The sequence below is a fragment of the Pseudoalteromonas sp. AWM4_233 genome (assembly GCF_056158285.1).
This window is the reverse complement of sequence record NZ_JBSWSZ010000001.1, coordinates 835,026-856,717: the sequence shown is the minus strand read 5'-3', so window position 1 is coordinate 856,717 and position 21,692 is coordinate 835,026. Positions and strand designations below refer to the sequence as shown.

General features: G+C 40.6%; 19 protein-coding genes and 1 pseudogene. 9 read left to right on the top strand and 11 right to left on the bottom strand.

From position 1 onward, the window contains the following. Positions 1–7: 7 nt before the first annotated feature. Positions 8–991: a hypothetical protein gene (locus tag ACXAC4_RS03725; protein WP_475159134.1), complete on the top strand. Its 984-nt coding sequence runs from the start codon at positions 8–10 to the stop codon at positions 989–991. A 75-nt stretch (positions 992–1,066) separates the two neighbouring features. Here ACXAC4_RS03725 and ACXAC4_RS03720 read toward each other — a convergent pair whose 3' ends face one another. Further along, positions 1,067–2,794 carry an amidohydrolase gene (locus tag ACXAC4_RS03720; RefSeq protein ID WP_475159132.1) on the bottom strand — a complete coding sequence of 576 codons (1,728 nt, stop codon included), beginning with the start codon at positions 2,792–2,794 and terminating at the stop codon, positions 1,067–1,069. Between the two features lie 70 nt (positions 2,795–2,864). Here ACXAC4_RS03720 and ACXAC4_RS03715 point away from each other — a divergent pair, with 70 nt between their 5' ends. The 4 genes from ACXAC4_RS03715 (at position 2,865) to ACXAC4_RS03700 (ending at position 6,478) form a co-directional block, all read left to right on the top strand. Next, complete coding sequence (locus ACXAC4_RS03715) at positions 2,865–3,554, top strand: response regulator transcription factor (protein ID WP_475159131.1); 690 nt, start codon at positions 2,865–2,867, stop codon at positions 3,552–3,554. A 15-nt stretch (positions 3,555–3,569) separates the two neighbouring features. Next, positions 3,570–4,784: a histidine kinase gene (locus ACXAC4_RS03710; protein WP_475159129.1), complete on the top strand. Its 1,215-nt coding sequence runs from the start codon at positions 3,570–3,572 to the stop codon at positions 4,782–4,784. A 48-nt stretch (positions 4,785–4,832) separates the two neighbouring features. Continuing rightward, complete coding sequence (locus ACXAC4_RS03705) at positions 4,833–5,366, top strand: GrpB family protein (RefSeq protein WP_475159128.1); 534 nt, start codon at positions 4,833–4,835, stop codon at positions 5,364–5,366. 95 nt (positions 5,367–5,461) lie between these two features. Then, positions 5,462–6,478, top strand: coding sequence for a hypothetical protein (locus tag ACXAC4_RS03700; RefSeq protein ID WP_475159126.1), 1,017 nt, complete (start codon positions 5,462–5,464; stop codon positions 6,476–6,478). Between the two features lie 235 nt (positions 6,479–6,713). Here ACXAC4_RS03700 and ACXAC4_RS03695 read toward each other — a convergent pair whose 3' ends face one another. Then, on the bottom strand, positions 6,714–7,214 hold the full coding sequence (locus ACXAC4_RS03695; protein ID WP_475159125.1) for a CIA30 family protein: 501 nt from the start codon (positions 7,212–7,214) through the stop codon (positions 6,714–6,716). 223 nt (positions 7,215–7,437) lie between these two features. On the opposite strand from ACXAC4_RS03695, the gene ACXAC4_RS03690 reads away from it, so the two are divergent. Further along, positions 7,438–8,523 (top strand): MBL fold metallo-hydrolase, encoded by a 1,086-nt coding sequence (locus tag ACXAC4_RS03690; RefSeq protein ID WP_475159123.1) that lies wholly within the window; start codon positions 7,438–7,440, stop codon positions 8,521–8,523. A 90-nt stretch (positions 8,524–8,613) separates the two neighbouring features. Here ACXAC4_RS03690 and ACXAC4_RS03685 read toward each other — a convergent pair whose 3' ends face one another. The 5 genes from ACXAC4_RS03685 to ACXAC4_RS03665 form a co-directional block, all read right to left on the bottom strand. Further along, the gene (locus tag ACXAC4_RS03685) at positions 8,614–9,306 is read right to left on the bottom strand and encodes a diguanylate cyclase domain-containing protein (RefSeq protein WP_475159122.1); all 693 of its coding nucleotides are present in this window, start codon (positions 9,304–9,306) and stop codon (positions 8,614–8,616) included. 266 nt (positions 9,307–9,572) lie between these two features. Continuing rightward, positions 9,573–11,195, bottom strand: a complete 1,623-nt coding sequence (locus ACXAC4_RS03680; RefSeq protein WP_475159121.1) for an alkaline phosphatase — start codon at positions 11,193–11,195, stop codon at positions 9,573–9,575. Between the two features lie 19 nt (positions 11,196–11,214). Further along, the gene (locus ACXAC4_RS03675; RefSeq protein WP_475159119.1) at positions 11,215–12,270 is read right to left on the bottom strand and encodes an alkaline phosphatase D family protein; all 1,056 of its coding nucleotides are present in this window, start codon (positions 12,268–12,270) and stop codon (positions 11,215–11,217) included. Next, the gene (locus ACXAC4_RS03670; RefSeq protein ID WP_475159117.1) at positions 12,267–13,388 is read right to left on the bottom strand and encodes a phosphoglyceromutase; all 1,122 of its coding nucleotides are present in this window, start codon (positions 13,386–13,388) and stop codon (positions 12,267–12,269) included. The genes ACXAC4_RS03675 and ACXAC4_RS03670 overlap by 4 nt, the downstream gene beginning before the upstream one ends. Before the next feature lie 142 nt (positions 13,389–13,530). After that, entirely contained in the window at positions 13,531–15,885 is a 2,355-nt protein-coding gene (locus ACXAC4_RS03665; protein WP_475159116.1) for a TonB-dependent receptor domain-containing protein, read from the bottom strand. Between the two features lie 207 nt (positions 15,886–16,092). Here ACXAC4_RS03665 and ACXAC4_RS03660 point away from each other — a divergent pair, with 207 nt between their 5' ends. The 3 genes from ACXAC4_RS03660 to ACXAC4_RS03650 all read left to right on the top strand — a co-directional run bounded on the left by ACXAC4_RS03660 (position 16,093) and on the right by ACXAC4_RS03650 (position 18,530). Then, positions 16,093–16,806 (top strand): UTRA domain-containing protein, encoded by a 714-nt coding sequence (locus tag ACXAC4_RS03660; protein WP_475159114.1) that lies wholly within the window; start codon positions 16,093–16,095, stop codon positions 16,804–16,806. Between the two features lie 141 nt (positions 16,807–16,947). Next, positions 16,948–18,276, top strand: coding sequence for a DUF5690 family protein (locus ACXAC4_RS03655; RefSeq protein WP_475159112.1), 1,329 nt, complete (start codon positions 16,948–16,950; stop codon positions 18,274–18,276). An 80-nt stretch (positions 18,277–18,356) separates the two neighbouring features. Next, on the top strand, positions 18,357–18,530 hold the full coding sequence (locus ACXAC4_RS03650) for a hypothetical protein (RefSeq protein WP_475159109.1): 174 nt from the start codon (positions 18,357–18,359) through the stop codon (positions 18,528–18,530). Positions 18,531–18,892: 362 nt separating this feature from the next. Here the strand turns inward: ACXAC4_RS03650 and ACXAC4_RS03645 are convergent, their stop codons facing one another. From ACXAC4_RS03645 to ACXAC4_RS03630, 4 genes and pseudogenes are all read right to left on the bottom strand, one after another. Continuing rightward, positions 18,893–19,561, bottom strand: coding sequence for a DUF799 domain-containing protein (locus ACXAC4_RS03645; protein ID WP_475159107.1), 669 nt, complete (start codon positions 19,559–19,561; stop codon positions 18,893–18,895). Further along, a complete protein-coding gene (locus ACXAC4_RS03640; protein ID WP_475159105.1) occupies positions 19,558–19,914 on the bottom strand; it encodes a DUF4810 domain-containing protein in 357 nt (118 codons plus the stop codon). The genes ACXAC4_RS03645 and ACXAC4_RS03640 overlap by 4 nt, the downstream gene beginning before the upstream one ends. A gap of 15 nt (positions 19,915–19,929) precedes the next feature. Continuing rightward, positions 19,930–20,589, bottom strand: coding sequence for a CsgG/HfaB family protein (locus ACXAC4_RS03635; RefSeq protein ID WP_475159103.1), 660 nt, complete (start codon positions 20,587–20,589; stop codon positions 19,930–19,932). 109 nt (positions 20,590–20,698) lie between these two features. After that, positions 20,699–21,183: pseudogene (locus tag ACXAC4_RS03630) on the bottom strand (GGDEF domain-containing protein). Between the last annotated feature and the right edge of the window lie 509 nt (positions 21,184–21,692).

Here is a 21,692-nt window from a genome sequence, read left to right as displayed (position 1 = left end):
AGTATCAGTGCGTAACACATCTGTTAACCGTTTACCTTTTTTATTTCTCCTGTGCCTAATTGCGGCTTATAGTTGGTTTTATAGTTCGCCCTCTTTTATAAATGAATATGGTACCTACAAGCCTGAATGGCCGTTACTCATTGATGCATTCATTACTCTTCCTTTGATTTGCTATGTTTTCTTAACAGATAAAAAACAAGCAACAATTAAAGCAATAGCCTATTGCGCATTACTCATTCTCTTCGGTGCTTACTTCATACCTGCTCAGCAAAAGTTAATTTGGCACTATTTAGAGCAAGCGCGTTATCTAGTATTAGCTCTAGTACTCTTTATTGAAGTTGTTGTGGTTGCATCAGTAATAGCTGCAATTAAAGCGGATTTAAATACTCACGCTGATCCCGATGAGAGTTTGATAATGCCTTTAAAACGCTGGTTAAAATCCGGCACTGTATTTAACTTAATGCAATTTGATATGCGGATGTGGGTGTTTTGCTTATTCGCTAATAAAATAAAGAGTGAAAACTATATTGGCGAACAACACTTTTGGTATGCCAATAAAGATGATGCGAAAGGCAATGCACTAGGGTTTATCTTTTTGATGGCGTTTGAGATCCCGATTGCACACCTGGTTCTGCATTTTGCTTGGTCACCCTTAGCTGCCAATGTTATCTCGTTATTATCAGTTTTTGGATTGGTACTGTTTATTGGTGAGTATCGTGCTATGTCACGCCGCCCAATTTCACTCACTCAAACTCACTTAATCGTTAGATACGGTATCTATAATCCGCTTTATATCTCGCTGGATAATATTGAAACCGTATCGCCGCATAATGAATTTGTGCCAAGAAGCAATGAAGTTAACAGGTATAATTTCTCTGGCGTGCCGAATATCGAGATTAAACTAATCAACCAAATTGATAAAAAATCTAAGATTTACCTAGGTATAGACGACCCGTCATCACTTATTAACGCGCTCAGTAACAAGATATAAAGCATCGACTGCCTAAGCGGCTGCACACCTGCTGCGGCTTAGATAGTTTTGCAATTAAAAACCTTGGGCTTTGTGTTAACGCTGATAAACAATCTCACCATCAAGCAAGGTTATGACCACCTGAGTTTGCTTGATTTGTGCTGCTGTCATATCAAATAAGTTACCATCAAGTACGATTAAATCTGCCAATTTGCCGTTCTCAATAGATCCAACTAACTGCTCTTGACGCATGGCATAAGCACTATTTATGGTATAGGCAGCAATTGCTTGCTCTAGAGTAATATTCTGAGGTGCCCGAGATACTGCATTGCCAATTCCCACAAATGGATTGTAAGTACTCACATTCCAATCACTACTCAAAGTCAAAATCGCATTTGATTCGACTAGGGACTTAATTGGCACTAGGTCGTAAGCACGTTCCTCTCCCAGAAATGGGATCATTTCGAGCCAATGATTTGGATGCGTAAAATCGCCCGCAACTTGCGCATCTGCTATCACACCTATTTCTGCAAACCGTTTATAATCATGCGGGTCCATGACTTCAATGTGTGTCAGGCGATGACGATTTTGTTTTGAAGACGCCTTTTCAATGGCATTTAATGCCTCCGTGATCCCTCTATCACCAATAGCATGAATATTAAAATCAAAGCCAACAGGCTCTAACGCTTTTAAATACTTTTCAATTCGGCTTTGAGTAAAATAGTTAAGCCCTTTATTACCATACAAACCCAATATATTCACATGATAAGGATCATGCATCGCGGCGGTGGTATTCACCAAGATGCCATCCATATAAAACTTAACTTGGTTCACTTTAAGCAGGCTATCCGCTTTATTTTGATAACGTTTTTTTAGCGCCTCTAACTGTACTTCATCATTCATATGCGGGTAAGCCCAAAGACCTAAAGCAACGCGCAGTGTCAATTTGTCATCTTCAGCAATGCGTTGCCATGTGTCTAATTGTCCTCGCTGCCAGTAAGTACGTGCATCGCTGATAGACGTGATCCCTACCTCATTCAACATGGGCATAGTATGTTCAACGAGACCTTGATAATCTTTATCGGCACTGCCTTGCAATGAACGCATGGCGATTTCCATCACCAACTCCCCGGCATTGTCGTACAAAATACCATTTAAACGGCCTGACTTATCTCGACCGATGACACCACCAACTGGGTCTACCGAATCACTTCTGATCCCAGCAAGTTCTAGTGCCTTACTGTTCACCCACATTGAGTGAGAAGTCTGTTCCATAATAACAACAGGTCTGTCACTGACTGCATCGTTTAATACCTCAAGCGGCGTATTTTGCATCTCTAGTAGAGTCGCTATCTCATGACCATAACCTATTAGCCATTGTGCTGATGGGTTGTTATTCGCGGCATCATATACAGCATCGATATACTCATTTTCAGTACCATAGGCAGGAATTGTGAATTGCGTCGCGTCTGAGCCAGATTCCATAGGATGAATATGAACATCATGGAACCCTGGCATCATCATTTTGCCTTTCAGATCGACAACTTGAGTTTGTGCATTAATATACTCCTCGACTTGCTCATCGCTACCGACAAAAATAATTTTATTATCTTTGATTGCAACGGCTTCTGCCCACACTTGTTGCTTATTCACTGTATAAATGTCGCCATTGAAAAAAACACGAGTTGCCTTATTTGCTTTATCAACTGTAACTTTGTCTGTCACCGTTAAGCTCGTTTGACCGGTCTGGCTCTCACCGCAACCTGCTAATGTACAGGCAAGGCCTAAAACAACACTTGAAAACACCATATTCATCACTCTCATTACTTGACTCCTATTTGATGTCATCACACTATCAAGGTTGAGGTAACCACAAGGTAACAGTATAGAAGCGATGATTGTTTTATTGGTAGAAGATGACGCGGTTTTAGCGAGTCAAACAATAGACTTCTTACAAAACGAAGGCATCGAAATTGATTACGCGCGTTCTATTTGGCAAGCAATGGGGATAAGCCAAGAACAAAAGTATGATGCCATCATTTTAGATATTAACTTACCTGATGGTAGCGGGCTCGAATTAGCAAAACATTGGCAAGGGCAGCAGAGCGCTCCTATTTTGTTCTTAACAGCACGTCATGAGTTACAAGATAAATTAGAGGCTTTTCAGCTTGGCGCACTCGATTATATTACAAAGCCATTCGCACTTGAGGAATTAACAGCCCGATTAAAAGTTCTCGTCAATAAACAACCAAATTTAAACAATCACTTTAAGTTAGACACCTTAGAAGTGAACTTTGATAGCAGAGTAGCTAAACGTGGTGGGCGAGTTATTTTACTTTCTCCACAGCAATGGCAATTATTAGCGCTATTATCAAAGCACAGCCCTAACCCTATCGATAAAACGGACATTATGACGCAAATATGGCCAGAGCAAGATGTTAATAATAATATGTATAAGTCTTTAATCACTCGACTCAGAAGTAACCTTTCTAAATCGAATGAATGTCAGCTTTTACATACGCTTAAAAAGCAAGGGCTAGTTCTTAAAATAGATGAGCCAAACGCATCAGATACTAGTAATTGAATAAGAAAAAGTGATATGAGCGCAAGCATTTCAATAAAAAAGTATCTACTGACACGCTTTAGCTTGTTCGGAATTTTAGTTGTTTTAACTTGGGGCCTAATACTGAAAAGTAGCTACGAATTTGCGCAAGATGACACAACTGAGCACTACCTTTTCTATGACGCTGAGCTGGCCGACAACCAGCAACTTGAATTACCTATTTCTGATGACTTTAAACTCATCACGCGACACAAAAATGACCTGCCTGGTTGGGTCATTGAGAAAATAGACGCGCAATTATTACCACATAATCAAAGTCATTACTTTAATATTGAGAATGAACATATTTATGTTCTATCATTCATACGTACTACAGATGCCTCTCCTATTTACGTTTTGCACTATTTCGAAGATGAGACTTCAGCGTTTTTTTCGTGGTTAAATGTGGGCATTAGCTTACTGATAGCAATGTTACTTATCGCCATTTTTTCTACCCATAGAACTTTAAAAACACAAATAGACACACTGCATAAGTTTATCGACCCATACTTTAAAAGAGCACAAGAGCAGCTCAAATTTATGGAGTTTCAAACCTTCGCTAATACTCTCACCCAATCTCGTCAAGCGGAAAAAGAGGCGCAGATACAACAACGCCTAGTCAGCGCTTTTTTAAGTCATGAAGTGAATACCCCTATCACTCAAATTAATCATGCTCTATCTAGAATAAACCAATTAGATGATATTCCACTTGATGCATTGCCTGTATTAGATCAACTGGTAAAAGCAAATACCACCTTACTTGAAACAAGCCGAGCAATTTTGGCCTTACAACAAATACATAACGAAGAATTAGAAAGATTAAATGTGGTAGATGAATTCAAAGAGTTAGCAAATAATTCAGCTTTCTCAGATTTAACACTTTCATTAAAGACGGCAACCTCACCAAAAGTGATGTCTCATAAGTATTTATTGAAGCTGCTATTCACACAAATCTTGAAAAATGCGCTCCAACATAGCCAAACCAATGAATTAGGAGAGCAAGTTTTATATGTTGAGGTGAATGACCAAGGCATGCAGTTTTCGAATGTAATTAACTCACACTCAACACATCTCGGCCATGGCCTTGGTATGAGTTTAATCCAGCAGATCTGTCACAAAATGGATTGGTGCTGCCTGAGCAAACAAGAAGATAGTCTGTTTACACTTACAATTAACTACACAAAAAACTTGCGAGTCACCTCTAAACCTTAAGTAGCCTTATGATGTACAATGCGTTTTTGAGAAGAGAGCTTATACACTATGTCAAATGTCGTATTCATTCCTTACCAACTTGTACCAGCAAGTTTTAATCCTTGGCGAGAAATATTTTTAGACGTTGCACAAGCGGTGATCGCAGAATTAGCTCATCCTGATTTCGAGTTTCTTCACTTTGGGTCAAGCTCTTTTAAAGTTGCAGGCAAAGGCATTATTGATATTTCAATATTGTATAAAGCAGGTAAGTTAACTGAAGCGGTCGAGCATTTAAAATGTAGTGGTTTTAGCGACCAACACAGTAATAAACCATTTCCTGAGAATCGCCCTCGTAAAGATATTGCGGTTATTTTTGAAAATGAAACCTTTCAAATTCATGCACATGTCATTGAATTAGGCAGCGAAGAGCATTTAAAGCAAGTTAACTTTAAAACGCATATGCTCAACAACCCAGATGCGCGTGCCCAGTACGAAGCGACAAAACAGCGGGTTATTGCTGATGGGCTGACTGTGCAAGATGACTATGGCAAAGCAAAATCACCTTTTGTGAAAAATGTTTTACAGGAGATGGCAAAACTATAATTTAACCTGAGCTTTGGTTAAGAGATTTACCAATATATTGTTATTATTTTCGGTATAGCGCTTTTCTCGCGTTCAAAACACATAGGGATCCATTTGTGAAAACACTCAAACTTTGCGCTGTTACTGCTTTCTTATGCTCTGCAATTAGAGTATCAGCTCAACCAAGCACACCAATCAAAGTCATCGAAAACAATAACGCGCAATTCAAATCAGATTCTATGCTGAGTCGCCACGAAGGCTATACGCTCGTTAATTATATTGTTAAAGCCGACGGTTCTTTAGGTGAAGTGACCGTTTTATTCGATTCTGAAGTAAAGCCGACGACTGAAAAGGCCAAGAACTACTTAAGCAATCTAGAGTTCGAAGCAGCTACTTACCAAGGCAAAGCCCATGATGCGGCACGCTTTTTCTCTTATACTTACTCAACGGCACCTACTAAAAACTCAAACAATAATCGTGCTTCTAAAGGGTTTGTTAGCGATTATGATGTCATTGATAAACTGATTAAAGCTCAGCAACTAGAGAAAGCATACAAACACTTTGGAGAACTGCAAAGTCACACTAAAAATCTCAATGAACAAGCGCTTTTTGCTTGGCTGAAATCTCAATATTTTTATGCACTACAAGATTGGCATAACTATGAGAAGCAGCTGCAGCGCGCTTACTTCTTACGTGAGCATTTACCAAAAGAATTTGCCGTACCTTGTATTCAAAATCTGATGCAACTGTATCTTTATCAACAAGATTTTTTAAACGCAAAACGCGCTTTATTAGCACTTAATCATGTACCAGGCGTGAATATTTCAGAGCAAGCACAGCAAAAAGCGATGGCCGATATTGCTGGGCTTTACCAACAAACCCCGTCGATTACACAAAGTGTAAAGCTAGATAAAAACACGCCGAAGAGCGTTGGCGTTTCTCGTAGTGAAGTGACATTAAAAGGTGAAGGTCAGGCCCAACTTAGATGCGATGCTTATCTTGAGCCTCGCATAACACTACCGACAAATATTACAGCTAAACCAAGTTATGGTCGCTGTAACCTTATTTTAAGCAATAGCCAAAGTTCAGATGTAATTATTACGCAAACCGGTAAGGCAGTTGTTCGCTTCTAAGTTTTGAGCTATTTAAGTTTTAGCCAATAGCACAAAAGAGCCTCTCGTCATGCGGCTCTTTTTGTTCACATCAAACAAAGTAAAATCGTAAGGCTAATTTGCAAGGAGCATAATTTTCAGAGAAAACATGACCGACAGCCTCATTGTTATCTATTTAACCAATGGTAATTTATACGACTTTGGAACCGAACATTTATCAACTCTATCGAAAGTAAAGTGCTTCCAGACCGTTACTCTAAATTTTTCCTAGTGGTGTGATTGCCTGCACCTCAAGGGAAAACTTACCCGCTTGCTTTTCACTGATCATAAAGCCAAGAGATCTGACATCATCAAAATTGAGTTGATAGTCCGCGTAAAAAGTACGGCCACGGTACATGAGCGTAAAGTCATCCTCTGTGACAACAAGCGTTTGTGTTTTATTTACTGAGGTTTGAAATTTATAAACAAAGGCTGGGCCGTCAAGATATTGGTCAACTCTTAGCCTAAGCTGGTACTGCTTTCCATCACCTTTTACAACAACACTTAACTGTTCCGCGTTTTTATTTTCTAAATTAAATGGCGTACGAACAGAAGCAAAACCGCCATTATTGCGCAAAGACACATCGCCTTTAAATTCTACAGATTGTGCACCAACAACTAAACGACTTTCAGAAAGGCCACCCATGACGGTGTCATTAACCACAAACCAATCAAGTAGAGTCAGTTTAGTTTCTGCCAAAACTGAAGACGACGCCATTAAAATTACTCCAAACAACACAGGTTTAAAACACATAACAATTCGCACTTTATTAAATATAACTTTCAGTACGACCTAAGTAAGCATTCAGATTGCATTTACATATCAAACACACAGACTCCCCCTATCCCGTTATGTTTGCTTACATTTAAACACAGTCAAATAATAGAGTGTTTCGTTAAACCTGTTAAAATCAGGCCAAAAATTATAACAAGGAAATCTAATGAAGAAGTTAGCATTACTTTTCTCTTTAGCGACATTAGCAGGCTGCTCTGTTAGTAATCAGGTCGAAACACTTATTCCCGAAAACGCGGTAGTCAAAAACAAGACCACAGAAGGCTATACCGATCGCTTTAAAAATATTTACGATGATTTTAAAGATTACCCCGTCACCTGTGATAAAGATTGTTACCCGCCGAGCCCAGTAATTGAATGTAGTGCTGAGATGCAAAATTGCGCTTTCACTGGCAGCAATCCCACAATAGCTATTAATGCTGGCTTCTCAGTACAGTGGCTCGGTCATGCTAGCTTCAAAATTAACACATCAAATGGTCAGCAGTTTTTATTCGATCCGGTTTCTGAAGACTTTGATTGGCCCGTCAATTGGGCGTTTAGCCTAGTTTCTGATATTAGTCGTACACCCAATGCAACACTCACGCAAAGTCAGCTAGCTGAAACTGACGCCATCATGTACTCGCATATTCACTATGATCATTTCAAAAAGGACGACCTTTCACTCATAGGTCAAAATAGTGAATTTTTAACGCCGCTTGGGTTTGCTGATCACTTTCCGAATGACGGCTATAAAATCACAGAGATGGCTTGGTATTCGAGTAAGCAAGTGGGTGAAGTGAATATTCACTTTGTTCCGGCTAATCACTTCAGCAGCCGAATTATGGTGCCTTTTATTCATGAAGATAACGACGCCACGCTCTGGGGCGGTTGGGTATTAGAGCACCAAGGTAAGAAGTTATTTTTTGCCGGTGACACAGGCTATTCACCTCACTTCAAAGACATTGCTAATAAATATGGGAATATGGATGTGTGTTTAATTCCTATTGCCTCTTATCATAGTGAAGAGCACCCTAAATGGTATCGAAAAGTGCACACCACACCAGAAGATGCACTTATCGCAGCTGCCGACTTAAATTGTAAAGTGATGATCCCATGGGGTTATGGTAATTCTTCATGGCAAATGGGTGATAAAACATCGCACTCGGCACTATTTCGTTTAATGCACATGTATAAGAAGATGAGTTCAAACATTCCGCTGCATGTGTTGAATGAAGGTGAATCAGTTAAGTTATAAATACAGAGAAAGCCCTATTTAGGGCTTTCTATTCTTGTTGTAAGCTTTCAGCTAGTCAAACTCACTAGCTAAGCTATTTAACCAGACCAACTAATCAAGCAAGTTATCTTCTAAACGCTCTAGCAGCTCAGCTTCACTGGTTTTACGATTTACAATGGTGCTTGCCGATTGAATATGGAGCTTCCTTAAAATCGCTTGTGTCGCAGCCTTGTTAGCTTGCGCCAAACGCTCAGCCAATAAATGGGCTTTAGCTTGGTTATAATTTGGCGCATGCACAATGAATTGACCTGTATGCCAAGCAATAATCAACTGATCATCTTCAAGTTCTTGATTCAATAGGTACAGTAATTCAATTACGATATGCTCTACAGTAATAAAGCCCAACTTGTTGCGGATCTCGTCAAGCCCAAATACTGATATTAAAATAAAGCCATGTTGTGGTTTTTCCTCTTGTGCTATCTGCTCTAACAAAGCAAAAAGGGCTCGACGGTTAGCGATATCTGTAACTGGCTCAGTCAAAGACTGTTCCTCTAAGTATTTACTTAAGAGCTTAACATCATGCCAACGGCGATAGCTGAAATAAGCAAACGCAAGTACGCCGAAAAGAAGCGTCGGCACTAACTCATCTAATTCATAGTGCTCGTATTGCCTTGAAGATTGGTAAATCCATTCCAAAAAATCAAACTGCTGAGAAACAATAAAACCAAGCAATAAAATAACAGCAATAACAACAACATCAAACTTAGCCCTGCGGCGCAAGTTTGCTTTTAATTCACTCAACAATACTTGTATTCTTTTTACCTACTTTAACTACAAGAAATTGTAACATAGAGTGATTTTTTTCTTTTAGTCAAAAATAATCTAATTACTATAGATTTAAACTAAATAATGAAACTCATATTTTCGAAACTAATTATGCAATTTTGTTTAGTAAAAACTTGAGTAGATAGATGCATTTAGAAGATAAGAAGCGAAATAATTTAGCACCCTAAATAATCTCGCTTTGTTTAAAAGTGCGCTTTTTCATTCAAATTTAAGTTCTTAGCCTACTAATGCGTTAAAAGACGCTGCATTTTTTTGCCAAGCTCAACATGCGTATGCAAACCATTAAACTGCTTAGTCAAAGCTTCAGGCCCTAGAGCAAACACACCTACTGGCGTATGCGTGTGTGTGCCCGTTGACCAGACGATATTTTGTTTACTCGACAATGCCCTGCCAATTAAGTTGAGCGGGCGCTCAGTTAAATACACATAAAACGGCGAGAAGTCATTTATTTTACTGGCTGTTTTTAAGCCTAGAGACTTATGACCCCGCTGGTAAAATGCGTTCTTTTGCTCAGCTAAAATTTGCTTTGCATCATCAAGGTTGATCGCAAACTCGCTATACTTATTGACTGTTTTTACGAGCTTTTCTGGTGTGGGTTTAAACGCGTTGCCTTTGGCTTCATACCAAATATCGGAGTAGCTTTTTTGCTGAGCATATAACTTATCTAAAATACTCAACTCGCCGAAATTAAAGTTTGGCTTATAAACATCCTTTTTATGATTATTTAACTGCTCAGCTTTTGGTAAGTCTGCACCGCTATAACTAAAACCAAAGCCACCCGTTTCGTGATCTGCGGTTACTATCACTATTGTGTCGTCTCGACCTTTTGCCCACTCCAATACAGCATTGACGGCATTATCGAATTTGATCATTTCGTGCAATAACGTGCCTGCATCATTGTTATGCCCTGCCCAATCAATCTGACCTCCTTCGACCATTAAGAAAAACCCTTTGTCGTTTTTCGACAAGGTATTGATGGCGGTTTGCGTCATATCACTCAAACTAGGCTGATTGCTTAAGCGTCCATGTGAGATATCAATGCCATTGGCCATCGCACTATTGGCAAACAGTCCCAGCAGCTTTGTGCTGTGCGCTTGCTGTAATTGCGATTTATTAAACGCAAGTTCATAGCCTTTACTGCTTGCTTTAACCAATAAGTTTTTATCATCTCGACGCTTTGATTTCAGCGAAAGTGCACTGGCTTTTAAATTTGCTTCAAAGCCCTTGGGGTATTCAGGCAAGGCATAAGTTTTTGGCACAAAATGACGCAAACCGCCCGATAACATGACATCAACCACCCCAGATTGGATCATCTGCTCAGCAATCTCATTTTCCATTGAACGATGAATAAGGTGCGCCGCGAATGCTGCAGGCGTTGCATGGGTTAAACGGGTATCAGATACCAGCCCCGTCGATTTCCCCAGCCCTTTGGCTTTTTCTAAAATCGTCGGCACTTTATGACCCGCACGATTCAGGCCTATCATTTCACTGCCCGCAGCAACGCCAGTTGATAACTGGGTTGCTGAGCAAGCTGAGTCCACCACCAGTTTATCTGCTGGCCCATGCAGTGACAGCCCTGTGACGCCCAGATTTGCCAGCTTAGCAATGGCGCTATTATCACCTCGGTAAATAGAGTTCGGTGCGCGAGTTGCATATTCTTCTAACAAACCCACTTGTTGCGGTCCCATACCGTCGCCAATCATTAAGATAATATTTTTAATTTTTGGCGAGTTATTTGTATCTGGCTTAGCTATATTTTCTGAGGTTTTAAGTAACGAACATGCCGATAAACTTGAGATAAGTATAAGGGCACAGCTCAACGCCCAAACTGGTTTTCTAACTAACATATCACCGTTTTCCTTGGTGTTATTTAAACTGTAACGCTGACAGTGGCATGCTTTGCTTGTGGGTCACATCGCCGTTAATGTCTTTTAACCCAAACTCAATATTTGGATCTGCTTGCTGCCAATCTATTTCAATAAAACCATAATTCACATCCGACGTTGACTCGCCCACTCTGTGTTTATTGGGGCTCACATCTTTCCATTTTTGTGTAAGTCCCGAGCTGGTTACTTCCCACAAAGGATAGTTTTGTTTAGCTTGGTACTTTGACAGCTCACCCCAATGAGTGTCGCCACTTATCATGATCACCCCACCAATTTTATGCTTTTCAATAAAATCGAATAGTCGTTGTCTGTCTGCAGGAAAGTTCGCCCAACTTTCCCAACCAGTAAAGTCAGGAATAAGTTGAAGGCTTGAGGCAATCACTTTCACTTTCGCAGGCTTTAATAGCTCTTGCTCTAGCCATTGCCACTGTGCTTCGCCCAACATAGAAGTAGCGTCATCAACAGGACGATATGGCCCGACATTGTTAAAGAAGCTATTTAACCAATAACGAAATTCGCCAATTGAACTGAGCGCAGGACGATTCCAACGTAAGTCAGGCATGATCACCTGTACTCGCTGTGATTCTTCACCATACATATACGACGTATAAATACCTGAGTCTCGGGTGCGGCGCGGGCTGTCTTTCGGCTCTTGCCAAAAATCTAGCATAATTTTTCGAGATGCTTCTTTAAACGGGTACTCTTTGCCCGCATCGTTTTCTCCGTAATCATGGTCATCCCACATGGCTATCACAGGCGTATTTGCGCGTAGCTGAGCAAAGCCCGGTTTAATGCCTAACTTATGGTACTTTGATTTAAGCACCGTCATGTTCTCAGTGTCACCGTAAACGTTGTCGCCTAAAAACACGAATAAGTCTGCTTGCTCTTTGTTGATGGCATTGAAGATTGGAATATCTTTATCTTGGTGACTGCAGGAGCCAAATAAAATTTTATCGACCTGTGAATTGGCCATCACATTGGCCGAAAAACCGCTCAATGCGACTAAGGCAGTTGCTAGTGTCTGTTTTAAATTCATAACTTGATGATCTCTTTAATTGCCATACCCGCGTGCGGATTAAACTGTTGTGGGTTTTCTCCCAAGATGGTCAATGCCGTTGCCGCAATTTGATCTTGTTTGAATTCTTTATGCACTTTTAATTCGCCAAGTGGTTTGATGTCAGGCCCTATCGCTGCCATCCAAATTTCATCAGCACCTATAATACCTTGCTGAAAATGATTGAGCTTCTTCATATAGCCCGATACCGCTTTTTTAGAGGCATGATGTTGCCAATCATCGGCGTTATAGCCACGACCATGATCTGTCACTATCAATAACGTGGTGTTGTTTCTATAGCCCGGTGTCGACTGAATGGTGTGCCATAAATCCTCAAGATAGGCATCGGTGCGTTTAGTGGCATGCAAATACCTGTCATAATGGCCTTCATGGGCAAAATCATCGGTTTCTCCCAGCGAAATTACCATGGCTTTTGGCTGAATATGGGTTAAATAGTCCTTAGCGAAGCGATAAGTGAAGCTATCTGTTCTGACATTTTGCCAAGGGCTTGGCGTTTGCGCCTGAAGTTCGTTTAATAGTGTCATCTCGGCTGATTGTGGCTGAATATGGTAACTATCAAATGTAGCGTTGACATATAAGCCACTGCGCTGCTCATTGAAAATATACGGAAACGCATTCCAACTGCCAAACGCCGCAAGTTTTTGACCGTATTCAGGCTTGTTGTTAAGCCACTCTAAAAAGGTCACATTTTTATTGCTCTCAAGGGCATTGCTGTCAATTTCTGGATCAGCCTGACCTGTTAGTATTTCGTTATACCCCGGATATGAAAAGTACCAATCATTGGTAACCGACATTTTAGAACCCAATTCTCGGTTACCCACAACCACGCCTTGTTTGGCGATGGTTTGCCATAAAAACGGCATCAGTTTTTCGCGGCGAGTTTGCGCATTATCATCCCAATAGGCCTGCTTTAATTGCGCTGGATCTTTGACAAAGTCTTTATGTTCAATCAACTTACTATCCGCGCCCGAAAACACTTCTTGCCAACGTAGCCCATCAATCGTGACGACCACCACATTACTGGCCGCATAGGTCACTGATGAACATAGGGTTGCCGCAGCTAAAATCAGTTTGTTCATTGTCTACTCGCATGGTTTGAAGCAAAAAGAGCCTTTATCGCATTCAAAATGAAATAAGGCTCTGTGTTGTTAACTAATTCACCCAAAGTTCAGGTTCTTTCAAAAAACTGAGTAGCACGTCCTGTACTACTCAATTTGGAGATTAAAAGCGTGTTTGGAAGTTCAGCGCTGCTGTGCGAGGTGCGCCGATCCAGCCGCCCCAACCACCGGCTACGCCGCCCATGTAGCTCTTGTCGAATAGGTTATTGACCGTAAAGCGAATTGATGCGCCTTTTAGGGCACTGTCGAAGTTTTCTAAATCAACGCCTACATATAAGTCACTCACCGCGTATGCATCGATACGCTGAGTATTGGCTGAATCCATCCAGCGCTCACCTAGCCATTTTGTCGAAATACCCGCAGAGTATACTTCTGATTGCCAATCAAGCGATAACACCGCCATGTCTTCTACTGAGCCAAATACAGTATTGCCTGCTGCAATACCCACAGTACCATCCGTATATTCTGAGCTGTTGCTGGTGTAAGACATATACACAGATAGCTCTTGGCTTGGGTAGTACGTTAATGAAGCTTCAACACCAGATGACTCGATACCACCGGTATTGATGTAGCTACCGTTCGTGCCAACCAAGTAGTCATTGCCAGAGTCAGAGCCCGGCGCAATGAAAGTTAAGCGGTTTTGGAAGTCGATGCTGTATAGGGTAATGCTGGCGTTGAAGTCTTGATTGTCGTAACGCACACCAAAGTCCATGTTTTCAGCAGTTTCTGCTTCTACGTTATCAAGTGCTGATGCATCTGCCTCTAACACTTGGTCTTTAATCGCAGCGAAGTTTTCAGCATAGCCTGCGAATACTTCTAGGCCATCTACTGGGGTGTACCATACGGCACCTGCTGACAATAAAACATCTGAATCTGAGTTCACCGCTTTCGTGGTGCCTGTGTAAGTGTCTTTACTATCTAAATCAACAAGATACTTTTTAAGACCTGCACGTACTGTAACACTTTCCATCTCGAATGAATCTTCAAGATAAAGCATGGTGGTTTCTACAGGGTAAGTACGGTCGTACTGGATCCAATAGGGTGTATGGTCAAACTCATAGCTGCTCTTAGAGTCAATGATTTTGTGCCAATCACGATATTCTGAGCGCTCATAGTCTTCATACCAAATACCAGCACGAACCACATTGGTGTTATTACCAATTTGCTTTTCCCAAGTCAGATCTGCGTTAATACCGAATCTATCTTTTTGATAGTGCGTGTTACGGTAAGAACCCACAGGACGTGCGCCATCTTCATAACAGTTAGGATCGTATTCAGCATCTGCACCACCGTAAGGGAAGCCGATTGAGCTTTCACAGCCTGCAATAGGCGTCAGTGACTTGCCATCTGCATCAACAAAGTAGATTTTACCTAGCGAGCTGCCACCTTGTGCCGTATTGCCCGAAACCAGTTCACTGTGACCTTTTGAGCCATCATTAGTAACATCAACAAGATAAGGTGGTACCCAGTCACCTCGACCTTCGTTTTTATGGAAGTAAGCATTTGCCGTTACTTCAACTTCACCGATCATGGTATCCACTTCGATATAACCAAATAGGTTTTCACGTAGCGTTGACCAACCTTGACGATACACTTGGTCAATGTAAGGGATACCCGTCCATTCACCTAATAAGCCATCTGATTCTGGGTTTTGTTTGAAACTTTCTAGTGAAACACGCTGATAGTTATCTTCGTGAACATCATCGTAAGAAAGATAAGCGGTAATTTCTAGATTGCTGTCCATACCTTTTACAAACTTAGCGGCAAAGTGGTCACGCTTGTTTTCAGCTGTACCTGTGATCCAGTCACTGTTACTTGAGTTTGAGTAACTGAACCAGCCATATGTGTCATCTAATACTTCGCCGGTTTCAAGGCGCATGTAATATTTTTGCGCATCAAAGTTGCCTAATGACAAGCTCGCAATGACCGCCTTTTCTGTGCCTGGGTCAATTGTAGTGAAGTTAAGCGTACCGCCTAGCGCTTCATTTGAACGAGATGCTACGTCAGCAGTACCTTGAGAAACTTCTACAGCCATTAAATTTTCAGTATCAATATAGCGGTTTGCCTTAGCACCACCGCCGTAGTTTGAATTACCATTGGCAATACCGTCAATGGTAATACCTACTTGCTGCTCATCTAAACTTAATTGGAAGCCACGAATTGATACAGTTGTTGACCAATCATCTGAGCCAAATGTATCACCTTCGTTGATTAATACACCCGGTAGATTATCAATCATCGCCATCGCACTGGTCATTGCCGATTGTTGTTTAAACATTTCGTCTGACGTTGCGTTGTTAGCGTATGACACGCTTTTGCCAACAACTGTGATTTCTTCAATTTCTTGGTTTTTCTTTGCTTTGTCATCTTCTGCGTAAACAGGTGCAGATAACGCGCTTGCAATGGCAAGCGCCAGTAAAGATGGTTTAGTGATGCCAGTAGAGTATAAAGTTTTCATTATGATTCCCGAAAGTAATTGGTACATACCAAAGTAACGAACGGCGAAAATACTATCGGTGAATTATTACAGAGACTTGACAGAAATATGTATTATTTAAAAAATTGGTACGGACCAAAAAATCTATTTTTAGGTGAGCGCTTGTTCAGCTTTGACTGATGTGATACCAATAAATAAACCAAGTGAATTTGCGAATTAAAACCTTAAATGAGTACCCAAAGTTTTGCCTACGCCCAAGTGCGTGAAGCACTAACCAAACAAATTATAGAGCAGCAATTAACAGGCAGTTTGCCTTCAGAAAGAGAGCTCTGTGCGACGTTTGATATTGCCCGCTCAACACTTAGACAGGCGCTCGGGCAATTAGAAAATATGGGACTTATTTACCGTAAAAACCGCAGTGGTTGGTATGTCTGCCCTAGAAAATTAAAATACGATCCCATGCAGCATGCCTCATTCTTACAATACACCACGGCGCAAGGATTTCAGCCAAGTACCGTACTACTTGAGCAGAGAAAACAAAAGCCCTGTAAAGAGATAGCCACAGCGCTTGAACTCGATGGCAGAGCCAGTCTAACCAGCATTTTACGTGTGCGCTCTGTGGATGGTCGCGCTGTGGTTGTCGAAGACCTAAACTTTAGTAACAAGCATTTACCTAACATAGACAAGCATGATTTATCACTGTCTATCAGCATGTTACTTAAAAACACCTACCAACATCACAAGGTGCTTTACGATATCTCGGTGGAGTCTTGTTGCTTGTTCAATCCTATTGCACAGCACTTAGACACCTACGACGGTGCTCTGGGCTTAAAAGTCACTCGTATCGTTAGAGATCAACAAGGCACGGCCTTTGAGTTCGACCGAGAATTTTGGCGCCATGATGCTTTAATGATTGAAAACAAAGCCAAACTTCAATTTTAATTATCCTGAGTTAGCACACTCGATTTGTTCAACGCGACAAAAAGATTGTAAAACTACTGCAATATAAAGCCCCTACACTGAGCATCTACTCTAGCTAGTTTGGTTCGTACCAAACTGGCGCATTTTTAGAAGGTGTGTCATATGCTCTGTGAGCTTAGCGGCAAGATAAAACATAAACTCAGCAGTAATACCCTGTTGTTTTGCATCTACGCCATTATTGCAGCCTGTAGCACCTATGCGTTTATGTATGGTTTTCGCAAACCTGTCGCTGTTGGTTTATATGCCGACACCTCACTGTTAGGCCTATCACTTAAAACGCTTTATTTAACGGCACAAATTTTTGGTTATGCGCTCTCTAAATTCATTGGCATTAAAGTCATCTCTGAATTACAAAGTCACGGTAGAGCCAAAGCCATCATCACTTTAGTGGTTATCGCTTGGCTTGCTCTGCTCGGTTTTGCGCTTACCCCACAGCCTTACAACGCAGCTTTTATGCTATTAAATGGCCTACCGCTTGGCATGGTATGGGGTATCGTATTTAGTTATTTAGAAGGGCGAAGAGTCACGGAAATATTAGCAGCAGGGCTATGCACAAGCTTTATTGTTGCCTCAGGGTTGGTAAAAACCGTAGGCAGCTATTTAATGATGGGCTACGGTGTAACTGAGTTATGGATGCCATTTGTTACTGCCAGTCTTTTTTTACCTCTGTTGGCATTGTCTGTGTGGATGCTTGATCAACTCCCTCCTCCTAATCAAGCTGATACCGCCCAGCGCTGCGCCCGTGTGCCCATGACCAAAGAAAGCCGTAAAGAGTTACTCCAGTTACTTGGTTTTGGCCTCACGTTATTGATCATAGGATATGTTCTGCTCACCGTGCTGAGAGATTTACGCGATAGTTTCGCCGCCGATGTCTGGCTAGCAACTGGCCTTGATGGCGCCCCAGCTCTTTTTACACTTACCGAATTACCGATTGCACTGGTGGTGCTCGTCATTGTGGCTCTACTCAAACTGATTAAAGACAACCACCTTGCAATGGTAATTAATCATTTACTCATTTTTGCCGGATTCACAATCACCTTATTAAGCTCGCTCGCCTATCAACAGGGAATGTTGAGTCCTATTTATTGGATGGTGTTAAATGGCATTGGCCTCTACCTCGCCTACGTGCCTTTCTCGACCACGCTATTCGAGCGCTTGATTGCAACATTTAATCGCCCTGCTAACGTTGGTTTTTTAACTTACCTCGCTGACTCATTCGGATATTTAGGCACAGTCGGCGTGATGGTGTATCAAAGCCTAGTGATTGCCCAAGTTGATTGGAATGTATTTTTGCGAGAATTGAGTATTATCACTGGCGCTTTAGGCGCGGTGTTAAGCGCAGCTTCGCTTGGGTATTTTGTTTATAAGGAAAATATAACTGCACATAAAGCTTCTGAATTTAGTCGGAAATTAAAAAGAATTAATAGTTAGAATGAGCACCATTATTGACAGCCTATTGTTTAATCGATAATGTATTTTTGCCTAACGGCTTAATTAATAAGGAAATAGTAATGAAACTAAAATTAAATAAGAAAAAAGTAAAATCATTAACAAAAGATAAAGCTACTTTACCTGCTGAAGTTACACCTCAAGTAGGTGGTGCGAGTTATGTAGCATGTTTGAGTGACTTTACTTGTGACGATGCTTATTCTTGCCGCTATTGTGGTATGACGAAAATCTGCTAATCCATTAGTAGATTAAGGTTACCATTTGATTGGTAACCTTAATCATTAGAAAACTTCAATTTAGTTCCAGTAGTAATTCAGCTTTAAAAACCACAAAGTTTGCTATGACGACTTATAAATCAAAAGGAAATCGGTATCTTGATTTGTGAGTAACACAAGCTCAACACTTTTGCTCAACTCAGCCACTTGCTGATGATATAAATGCTCAATGACTGCGACCACTTTAGTACCTTAATACACAACACTGATCACCCCCTTTTTAATAGATGTATCAACCACCTGTACTTGCGAGTTCACCAAAATTGATGCTGAATTCAAATAATTTGTTATCCACTTTTGGAAATGACCTTAACTTCATATATTTATTGAACACTTGATTTTTTATGATATTTAAGCGACTTTGGTCCAGGTAATATCCCATCATGTTTATTGATAGATAAAAGTCTATTTGTTGCCTTTTTTGACATATCAAAACCCACATCAAAGGCACTATCTAGAACTTGATTGACAACCGCTGAAAACAGCATTTCTGCCAGCCCATTATCATCTTCATTTCGCTGTTCACTAGATGCGGCTTGAGCACGGCCTTGCCATAGCAATTCCCCTGTTTTCAGATCAACTAATCTAGCCGATAAACTCACAACAGTATCGCTAGCTAACACAGAGTAAGCAGTACCATATTGCTGAATTTCAATATAAAGAGCAGTATCAGCAGCAAACACTTCATACAATTGGCTAGGTTCTAATTGATGAATCTCTTCTGCAATGGTGTAGCCATTTTGCGTAAATGTATCTGAAACTAAAGCCATGGGAAAAACATAATAACCCGCTTCTGCCAAAGGTCGTGTTACATTTGCTTTGATTGCTGCGGCTGCATCTAACTCATATGAATGATTTATTGGTGGTACAACTAAAATTGACTTAGGGTCACTTTGTTTAAATGCGTTGTAATCATGGATTGCTTTGTTTGTTACACAACCCTGTGCACAAAACACCATGACTAATAGTATCAATGTGTTTAAGTATCTCATTGCTTAGCACCTTTTACCTTCTTTTCCAAAAAGTTAATGTATGCTTGTGACTCTGGAAAATATCGCTTTTCTAATTGCCAGTAGTGTAGGCCTTTTTTGTCATTCCCCAGTTGAAGGTATAAATAGCCTAAATGTGCATAAATGCCTGGTGCGACTTGTTTAGACTGTGTTTTTGACTGCTGGATTAAGTATTCAAACTCTGCAATTTGTTCTGCTAAAGGTTTAGCGTTACCTTTGAAATGGTTATACAAAGCTTGATTATAATTACCGTGGTAATAAAGGGGCTGAGTCGACTCACAGCCCACTAATATGACAAAGCAATTCAGTAGAGCAAATAAAAAGCGCTTCTTCATATCCATGCTTCCAGTTTAAAGTTGATTGATGTTCTCAATTAACTGATTAACGGCTTCACGCACCGCTAAATCTAACACCTTACCATTGAGTGTCGCGTCATAACTGGCGGTACTGCCAAATCCAATTACCTCACGGTTAGACAAGCTATATTCACCCGCTCCTTGCACTGAATAAACAACTTCAGAAGTCTTTACATCAACAACATTTAAGCTCACTTTTGCATAAGCTATTTGTGACTTTCCTTTACCCAAAATACCAAATAACTGACGGTCCCCTTCTTGCCTTCTGCCAAACTCGGTAACGCCACCTGTTAGCACATAGCGTGCTCCTTGAATATTTTGTTTTGCATCAGCAAACTGCGCTTCTTGGCTTAAAGCCGATAAGTTACTTCTATCTAAAACACTGAATCTTTGTGATTGCTGTAAGTGGGTTTTAAGAATGGTTTTTGCTTGCGTTCCTAATCGATCTTCACCTGATGAAAAAATACCATTGTGGTAGGTTGAGCTATTTTGAATATCACCAAGTGACACCTTTACTTTTTCGCCCTGATATTGCTCTAAAGGCTGATTCACTGTTACCGGTTGAATGACTCGTGATGACTCTGTAGCCGTACAGCCAGATAAAACAGCCATAGTGAGTGAAGAAATAAAAATTAATTGTGTGCGTGCGTTCATGTCAAGTTTACCCCGTTCCTTATCCGACTGAGTTTAAGTATGACAACGATTACATCCAGGTTCTGTGAGAGAGATGTTGTGAAGTGTTAGAAAATGTTTGAGTAATTGTTCAATCGAAATAAGTGACTCTATCTCTACCTAAGCGTTTGCTTTCATAAAGGGCTTGATCTGCCCGAGACACTGCGGTTTCAAAATTCATATCCTGTTGCCATTTTGCTACACCAAAGCTAAGTGTCACCTTTAACTGTTCACGGCTGACTTTATGTTGCTGCAAAAGTGCGGTGATCAAATCTATAAAGCGTTGAACTGTATGCTTATCATTTTCATGCACAATTAATAAAAATTCTTCTCCCCCCAACGGATCGCCAAATTCGGCTGTTCAAAACAATCAATAAATATGCCTGAGACGATACGTAAAACATCGTCACCTCTTTCATGGCCAAACCTGTCATTAATACGTTTGAAATGATCAATATCTGCCATAACAACAAATACAGTGTCATTGCCATAGCTTTCAAACCAGTTTGGACAACTTAAATGCTTTTGTGCAAAGCGTCGATTATGCAATCCTGTTAAAGCATCCTTGCTTGCCATTAAAGTCAACTCTTCCCGTGACTGAATGCTCATTTCTCTTAAAGATGCCAGGGCATAAATCATGGGTAGACCACTTATCATGACATTAGAAAAATGAATATAAGGTAATAAATGGGGGTAAGGAAATTCACTCAAATTTGGGAAATCAATCGTCACTAAAATACCAAACACCAACATCATAGTGATAGCAAATGAAACGGATCGAAATAAAGGAATAGACTGTTCAACTAATAAAATGCAAGCAATTGCCCACAAGTAATAATGAAAGCCTAACTCTATGCCAAATGTTAGACACACTGCAACAGAGTGTACTAGGACTTCTAAGCAAATAAGCTGAAGCGCACAAGCAAGCAAACCTTTAGAAAAGCAATTTAGAGAAATAGCCCAACAAATGACACTTAAAACATTTAAACCTGACAGCCAATACGCATCGATATAAGCAAAGAATAGCAAGAGGCCAACGTGCAAATACAAACAGTACCAAGCAACGCTGCTTAATATAGCAACTT